The following is a 7,548-nucleotide window of genomic DNA, read 5'->3' as shown; positions in this document are numbered from 1 at the left end:
CGACGGTCACCGCGGACGAGGCCACAGTGATCTTCGGTCTGTCGGTGCCGGGGGAGTCGACCCTGCTGGTCGGACTCATAGCGTACGCGGGCCCGTACGGGCCCGTCCGGGCACTGCTCCCGGTGACCGGACGGGCCCGTGACGGGCGCCACATCCGCCGGGGTACGCCGACGGCCGGGGGCCCCCACTGGTGCAGGTGGGGACCCCCGGCCGGGCTGGACGGGCGGATCAGTCCCGGGCGGCGACGGCCGGCGCGGGCGTGGCCGCCCCCGCGTCGTCGTCGGCCTCCCGGTCGATCCGCCCCGGCCACCAGAACCGGTCGCCGAGCAGGAACGCCAGCGCCGGCACCAGCACGGTGCGCACCAGCAGCGTGTCGAGCAGCACGCCGATGCACACGATGATGCCGATCTGGGTGAGCAGGATCAGCGGCAGCACGCCGAGGACGGCGAAGACCGCGGCGAGCAGGATGCCGGCGCTGGTGATCACTCCGCCGGTGACCCGCAGGGCGGAGAGCATGCCGTCGCGGGTGCCGGCCCGGCGGGCGTCCTCGCGGGCCCGGGTGACCAGGAAGATGTTGTAGTCCACGCCGAGCGCGACGAGGAACACGAAGGCCAGCAGGAGCACCCCGCTGTCGAGCGCGGGGAAGCCCAGCACGTGGTCGAAGAGCAGCCACGCCGCGCCGAGGCTGGCGAAGAAGGACGCGATCACGGTGAGCACCAGCAGCAGCGGGGCGAGCAGGCCGCGCAGCAGCACCACCAGCACGGCGAAGACGAGCACCAGGATGATCGGCAGGATCAGCCGCAGGTCCCGGGTGTTGGCCTCGTCGGAGTCGTAGGTGGCCGCGACGGTGCCGCCGACCAGCGCCCCCTCGGCCGGTTCGGCACCGCCGACGGTCGGCGGCGCGGAACCGGGCACGGCGGCCACCGCGTCGCGCAGCGCCTCGACGGCGCGGTCGGAGGCGGGGCTGCCCGGTTCGTCGGTGAGCACCACGTCGACCTGGGCGACGGCGGTGCCGGCCACGCCGGGCCGGGCGGAGGCGACCCCGGGCACGGCGGCGGCGGTGCGGGTGACCTCGGCGGCGGCGGCCGGGTTGGTGAGCACCGCCACCGGCTGGGTGGTGCCGGCGGGGAAGGCGCGGGCCAGCGTCTCGGCTCCGGCGACCGCCTCGGGTTTGACCCGGAACTGTTCGGTCTCGGACAGCCCGGTGCGCAGGGTGAGCCCGCCGAGGGCGAGGCCGGCGAGCAGCAGGGTGGACAGCACGGCGACCGGCAGCGGGCGGCGGACCACGGCGGCACCGAGTCGACCCCACAGCTTGCCCTCCCGGGCCGGGCCGCCGACCTTCGGCACGAACGGCCAGAACAGTCCCCGGCCGAAGATGACCAGCACGGCGGGCAGCACGAACAGTGCGGAGAGCATGGCGAACACGACGCCTGTGGCGCAGGCCACGGCGAGTGCCCGGTTGGTCTCCTGCTCGGACAGCAGCAGGGTGAGCACGCCGAGCACGACGGTGCCGCCGCTGGCGAGGATGGGTTCGGCGGTCCGGCGTACGGCGGCGCGCATGGCGGCGAACCGGTCCTCGTCGCGGCGCAGTTCCTCCCGGTAGCGGGCGATGAGCAGCAGGGCGTAGTCGGTGGCGGCGCCGAAGACCAGCACGCTGGCGATGCCGGTGACCGCGCCCTCCTGGAGGTTGATGCCGACGGCGGGGACGATGGTGTCGACGGCCCGCAGGGTGAGCTGTTCGGTGGCGGCGACGACGATCAGCGGCACGATCCACAGGAACGGGCTGCGGTAGGTCACCAGCAGCAGCAGGGCGACCACGCCGGCGGTGACGGCGAGCAGGGTGAGGTCGGCGCCCTCGAAGACCTTGGTCAGGTCGGCGGTGAACGCGGGTGCGCCGGTGACCGCGGCGGTGAGGCCGTCGGGCAGGCCGGTGAGGCTGTCGCGGACCTTCGCCACCTCGTCGGCGACGGCCTGCTGGCCGCCGGCGGTGTCCAGCGGGACGGCGAGCAGCGCGACGGTGCCGTCGGGGGAGACCTGCGGCGGGCTGACCTGGCCGCCGACGGCGAGCCGGCCCAACGCGCCGGAGCGGTCGGTGACGGCGGCCCGGTCGGTGTCGGTCAGCGGGCTGCCGTCGTCCCGGCTGACCACGACGATCGCCGGTTGGACGTCGTTGTCGGGTAGCTGGTCCTGGAGGCGTTCCACCTGGGTCGACTGCCACTGCACGGACAGGCCGGTGGCCGAGACGGGGGCGGGGTTGTCGGGCTTGGGGAGCCCGAAGACGACCGCGCCGACGACGATCGCGGCGGCCACGGTGAGCCAGGCGGCGAGCCGGCTGCGGGCGACGCGGGTGAACAGAGACATCGGAGGCCCTCGTGGTCTGTCGGTGGGAACGCGGACGGCAAGATAGCCCGCCCTTCGAGTATCTTGATAGCCGAGATTATCGGCCGCTGTTCTATGCTGCAACCGGACACAGCGACAGGGGGCAACGGCGGGCGTGGCAACGCACGGGATGTATCGGCGGCGGGACGACCCGCGCGGGCGGATGGTGGCCGACATCACCAACGACCTGCGGCGCTACTCGGTCGACGCGCAGCACATCGGGCACGCGTTCGCCAACCTGCACGGGCTCAACCCGACCGACCTGCACGCCCTGATCGCCGTCATGGACGCCGAACTGCTCGGCGACCCGATCACCCCCGGCCGGCTCGGCGAACAGCTCAACCTCTCCTCCGGGTCGGTGACCGCGCTCGTCGACCGGCTGGAACGCGCCGGGCACATCCGCCGCGACCGCGACACCGCCGACCGGCGCAAGGTGTTCCTGCACTACGCCGACCAGGGGGCCGCCCTGGCGATGAGCTTCTTCGGCCCGCTCGGGCGGCGCACCGACGAGGTGATGGCCCGGTTCACCGACGACGAGCTGGCGGTCGTGCACCGGTTCCTGGCCACCATGGTCGACTCGATGCGGGAGCACCGCGACGCGATGCGGGCCGCCCGCGCCGAGCCGTCCCGCCGGCCGGCGGACTGAGCGCCGTGCCGGACCTGTCGCTCGCCCGCCTCGCCGCCGCCGTGCTGCGCCTGCCGGCCGCCGCCACCCACCGGGTCGACGTCACCCGGGGCGTCACGGTCCGGGCCCGCGACGGGGCGCGGCTGCGCACCGACCACTACGCCCCCCGGCTGCCCGGCGCGCCGACCGTGCTGATCCGCACGCCGTACGGGCGGGGCGGGCCGATGCGGCTGCTCGGCCGGCTCGTCGCCGGTCGCGGCTTCCACCTGGTGATCCAGTCCTGCCGGGGCACCGACGGGTCCGACGGGCTGTTCGACCCGCTGGTGCACGAGCGCGACGACGGGCTCGACACCGTCGACTGGCTGCGCCGGCAACCCTGGTACACCGGCCGGTTCGGCATGTTCGGGGCCAGCTACCAGGGTTTCGTCCAGTGGGCTCTGGCCGCCGACGCGGGGGAGGAACTGGCCGCGATGGTCGCGGTGGTCACCGCCTCGGCCACCCGCGACTCGACGTACGCGGGGGAGTCCTTCGCCCTGGACACGGTGCTCACCTGGGCCGAGCTGCTCCAGGCGCAGACCGTGCCGTGGCTTGCCCGGCAGTGGGAACTCAAGCGCGGGCAGCCCCGGCTGGCCGCCGCCCTGGCCCACCTGCCGCTGGCCGAGGCCGACCGGGTGGCGACCGGGGTGACCGTGCCGTTCTTCCAGGAGTGGCTGCGCCACCACACCCCGGACGCCGACTACTGGCGGACCCGGGTCTTCGGCGCGCGGATCGCCGAGGTGCGCGCCCCGGTGACGATGGTCAGCGGCTGGCAGGACATCTTCCTCCCCGCCCAGCTCGCCGACCACGCCGCGCTGCGGGCGGCGGGCGTGCCCACCCGGCTCACCGTCGGCCCGTGGACACACGGCAGCCCCGGTCTGCTGGCCGAGGCGCTGCGGGAGGGGTTGGGCTGGCTCGACGCCCACCTGCACGGCCGGCCGCCGTCGCCGCGTGCCCCGGTGCGGGTGCACGTCGGCGGGGACGGCGGCGGCTGGCGGGATCTGCCCGAGTGGCCGCCGCCGGCCACCGCGATTTCCTGGCACCTGCACGCCGGGGGCCGGCTCGACCCGCAGCCGCCGGCCGCGTCGCCCCCCGACACCATCCGGTACGACCCGGCCGACCCCACCCCGTCGTTGGGCGGCCCGCTGCTGGTGGCCCAGCGCGCCGGCCCGGTCGACAACCGTCCCGTCGAGGCCCGGCCCGACGTGCTGGTCTACACCGGCGCGGTGCTGACCGAGCCGGTCGAGGTGGTCGGCCCGGTGCACGCCGAGATCCACGTCCGCAGCGAACTGTCGTACCTGGACGTGTTCGTGCGGTTGTGCGACGTGGACCGGCGCGGCCGGTCCTGGAACGTCTGCGACGGCCTGGTCCGGGTCGCCCCCGGCCGGTTCCCGGTCGACCCGGACGGGGTGACCCGGGTGCCGGTGCCGCTGTGGCCGGTGGCGCACCGGTTCGCGGTCGGGCACCGGCTGCGGGTGCAGGTGTCCGGCGGTGCCCATCCCCGCTACGCGCGCAACCCCGGCACCGGGGAACCACTCGGCGCGGCGATCACGCTCCGCGCTGGGGTTCGGCAGATCCTGCATGATCCATCGCATCCGTCGCGGCTCGTGCTGCCGGTGGTCCCAGCCGGTTCCCAGCTTCTACCTATCTGAAGACAACCCCTTTGAGCTGGGGTTTTTATCGCAACTGGGACTATCGTTTCTCGCAACGCTCGATGACGTGCACCAGTGGTCGGCTTGGTCTCCTGTGGGCGATGCATACGCGGAGTAGCGAAGATTCCCCGACCCTGGCCTGTTGCTGAAGCAGTCGGCACTTCGGTTCCGGCTGCGGAGAGGGGGCGTCATGACGACGGCTCCGGCCAATCTGCTGGCGGTCCGCCGGCTCCTGCTCGACACCATCAAGGGGCTCGATCCCGCCGCGGTGGGGATCGTGGGTGATCCGGCCCACCGGGGCGGCTACCACTGTGGCTCCGACCGGGTGGTCACCAACGACTACTCGGTGGTGGAGTCGCCCCGGGACTCTGGCGGCCTCACCCTCTACGCCTCCGGGCTGGACGTGGGCACGTTCACTGTCCGCTCCGGGGGCACCACGCACAACCTCCAGACGTTCTCCACCTGGTGCGTCGCCCAGTGCCGGGCGAACACGCCGGACAGCCGTGACCTGCGGGAGATCATCTACAGCCCGGACGGCAAGGTCGTCCGGCGGTGGGACCGGCTGGGCAAGCGCAGCTCCGGCGACGACTCGCACCTGTGGCACACCCACTTCAGCTTCTTCCGCGACTCGACCAAGGCCGGACGGGACCAGACCCCGCTGTTCCGGCGCTACCTGACCGGCATCGGACTACTGGAGGACACCGACATGACACCCGAAGAGCACGCCTGGCTGGAGACCGTCCACAAGAACCTGACCGTCCTCGACGGCCGCAACCCGGTGGGTCAGATCTACACCCGGATGGCGATGGGGGAGGACCACACCAACCCGGACTTCGTCGTCCCGCACCCGAGCCTGAAGTCGCTCGGCGCGCAGCTGGCCTCGTTGCAGACCGCGCTGACCGTACTGGCCAACAAGGACTTCACCGACGAGCAGGCGATCGTGGCCGGCGTCCTGGCCGGGCTCACCCCGGAGAAGATCGCCGCCGCCATCCCGCCCACCATCGCCAAGCAGGTCGCCGACGAGTTGGCCAAGCGGCTGGTGGCCTGACCCGGACCCCGTGGCACCCCTTCCGCCCCGCCTCCTGCGGAAGGGGTGCCCACGGCTGCCGGCGGTCATCCCCGGGCCCGGGCCCAGGTGAGGAAACGGTCGGTCAGCTCCGGGCGTCGCCCGGGGTGGAGCTGGCCGAGCTGATGATCAGCCTCGGTCATCAGGGCGGCGAGATAGACGAGCAGGGCGGTCCGGTCGTCCCGGTACTCGACCAGCAGGCCCAGCCGGGCCGGCTGGCAGGGCCACTCCGCGCCGCAGTTGCGGCAGCGCCACAGGGGACGCATGGCGACGTGCGGGACCACCCGGCGGGCCGACGTCGGGATCGCGCCGCGACGCCGTGCGGTGTCGTCGTCGACGCCGGTCACCGGTGACCTCCGGTCGGCCGGCGGGTTCGGTGCCACCTGGTCCTGGCGGGCACGGGCTACCTCCTCGGGACTGGAGGGGCCGCCCCCAGGGCAGGGGGCGGCCCGGCGGAGCCGGCCCGAGCCCCTCCGGCGTCGGGCAGGTCCGCCACAGGTGACAGTCTGGTGAGGATGCCGTTACCGTCGGAAGGCATTCGCGCTGCACCGCAGCGGGCGTGCAGCACCGTCGTCCTTCACGTACAGGAGTTGTGCAGATGGAGCCGCTGCCCATGCTGGAGCTGTTCGCCGGGGAGTTGCGTCGGCTGCGGACGCGGGCGGGGCTGTCCCAGGAGGGGCTGGGCGAGCAGGTCAACTACTCGGCCTCGCTGGTCGCCGCCGTCGAGCAGTGCCGCCGGCCGCCGCGCAAGGAGTTCGCCGAGCGCTGCGACACCGTGCTGGCAAGCGACGGCCTGTTGGCCCGGATCAGGGACGCCCAGGTGCGCGAGAGCCTGATGCCCTGGTTCCGCGAGTGGGTCACCATCGAGCAGGAGGCGACCGCGCTGTGCTCGTTCCAGCCCTTGGTGGTACCCGGCCTGTTCCAGACCGAGGACTACGCCCGCGCGCTGCACGAGGGGGCGAGCCAGCTCATCGGCGACGAGATGGAGCAGCAGGTCGCGGCGCGACTGGCCCGGCAGGAGATCCTGCACCGGGCGTCCCCGCCGCTGTTCGTGGCGGTGCTCGACCACACCGTGCTGGAACGCCCGGTCGGCGGGCCGAAGGTGATGCGGGAGCAGTTGCTGCACCTGCGGGAGATCGGCGACCGGCCGAGGGTGCACCTGCACCTGGTGCCGAGGGACACCGGCGCCTACCCCGGGCTCAACGGCGCGTTCGTGATCGCCACGCCGCCGGAGGGCGACGACGTCGCCTACCTCGACAACCAGCTACAGGGCACCCTCGTCGAACGGACGGCGGACGTACAATCGCTGCGGCGATGCTGGGAGTCGGTGCGCGCAGAGGCGCTGTCCCACGGGGCCACCGTCAAGCTGATCTCGGAGGCGGCAGATTCATGGACCTGACCGGCGCGATCTGGCACAAGAGCACCCGCAGCAGCGGCAACTCCGGCGACTGCGTGGAGGTGGCCGCCAACCTGCCCGGCGTCGTCGGCGTCCGCGACAGCAAGGACCCGTCGGGCCCGGTGCTCACCTTCGCGCCGGCCGCCTGGCGGTCGTTCCTGCGCAACGCCAAGCGGCCCTGACCGGGGCTTGACGCGCGCCCGTCGGCGACGCGGCACCGACGGGCACACGGTCGGCTGGCCGACGGGGTATAGCCCGGCCCGGGAACACCCGGCCGGGTTTCAGTGGACCCGGCAGCGGAGTCGACGGCTGCCGGAAGCGCTCGGTGGCGGGGGCCCCCCGGCGCCCCCCCCCCCACCGAGACATAAAACGGGCGGGCGGTATCACCCAGCGG

Annotated in this window: 7 protein-coding genes; 5 read left to right on the top strand and 2 right to left on the bottom strand. The window is 73.5% G+C overall.

All coding sequences use genetic code 11. The features are described from left to right. Window positions 1-228 precede the first annotated feature (228 nt). Complete coding sequence (locus ACOJTC_RS32250) at window positions 229-2,361, bottom strand: MMPL family transporter (protein ID WP_420119719.1); 2,133 nt, start codon at window positions 2,359-2,361, stop codon at window positions 229-231. A 148-nt stretch (window positions 2,362-2,509) separates the two neighbouring features. On the opposite strand from ACOJTC_RS32250, the gene ACOJTC_RS32245 reads away from it, so the two are divergent. The 3 genes from ACOJTC_RS32245 to ACOJTC_RS32235 all read left to right on the top strand — a co-directional run bounded on the left by ACOJTC_RS32245 (window position 2,510) and on the right by ACOJTC_RS32235 (window position 5,740). Then, complete coding sequence (locus ACOJTC_RS32245) at window positions 2,510-3,025, top strand: MarR family winged helix-turn-helix transcriptional regulator (RefSeq protein WP_363652064.1); 516 nt, start codon at window positions 2,510-2,512, stop codon at window positions 3,023-3,025. A 5-nt stretch (window positions 3,026-3,030) separates the two neighbouring features. Then, the gene (locus ACOJTC_RS32240; RefSeq protein WP_420119718.1) at window positions 3,031-4,692 is read left to right on the top strand and encodes a CocE/NonD family hydrolase; all 1,662 of its coding nucleotides are present in this window, start codon (window positions 3,031-3,033) and stop codon (window positions 4,690-4,692) included. 190 nt (window positions 4,693-4,882) lie between these two features. Beyond that, on the top strand, window positions 4,883-5,740 hold the full coding sequence (locus tag ACOJTC_RS32235) for a hypothetical protein (protein WP_420119717.1): 858 nt from the start codon (window positions 4,883-4,885) through the stop codon (window positions 5,738-5,740). Between the two features lie 65 nt (window positions 5,741-5,805). Here the strand turns inward: ACOJTC_RS32235 and ACOJTC_RS32230 are convergent, their stop codons facing one another. After that, on the bottom strand, window positions 5,806-6,105 hold the full coding sequence (locus ACOJTC_RS32230) for a flavin reductase (RefSeq protein WP_420119716.1): 300 nt from the start codon (window positions 6,103-6,105) through the stop codon (window positions 5,806-5,808). A gap of 251 nt (window positions 6,106-6,356) precedes the next feature. Between ACOJTC_RS32230 and ACOJTC_RS32225 the strand changes: the two genes are divergently transcribed. Together ACOJTC_RS32225 and ACOJTC_RS32220 are read left to right on the top strand one after the other, a co-directional pair. Next, window positions 6,357-7,157 (top strand): helix-turn-helix domain-containing protein, encoded by an 801-nt coding sequence (locus ACOJTC_RS32225; RefSeq protein WP_420119715.1) that lies wholly within the window; start codon window positions 6,357-6,359, stop codon window positions 7,155-7,157. Beyond that, a complete protein-coding gene (locus tag ACOJTC_RS32220) occupies window positions 7,148-7,336 on the top strand; it encodes a DUF397 domain-containing protein (protein ID WP_420119714.1) in 189 nt (62 codons plus the stop codon). Before ACOJTC_RS32225 ends, ACOJTC_RS32220 begins: the two co-directional genes overlap by 10 nt. The last annotated feature ends 212 nt before the right edge of the window (window positions 7,337-7,548 follow it).

The sequence above is a fragment of the Micromonospora sp. genome, assembly GCF_048594385.1.
In the GTDB taxonomy this organism is placed as follows: domain Bacteria; phylum Actinomycetota; class Actinomycetes; order Mycobacteriales; family Micromonosporaceae; genus Micromonospora; species Micromonospora wenchangensis.
The sequence above is the reverse complement of the archived record's forward strand: the minus strand, read 5'-3'. Positions and strand labels throughout refer to the sequence as shown.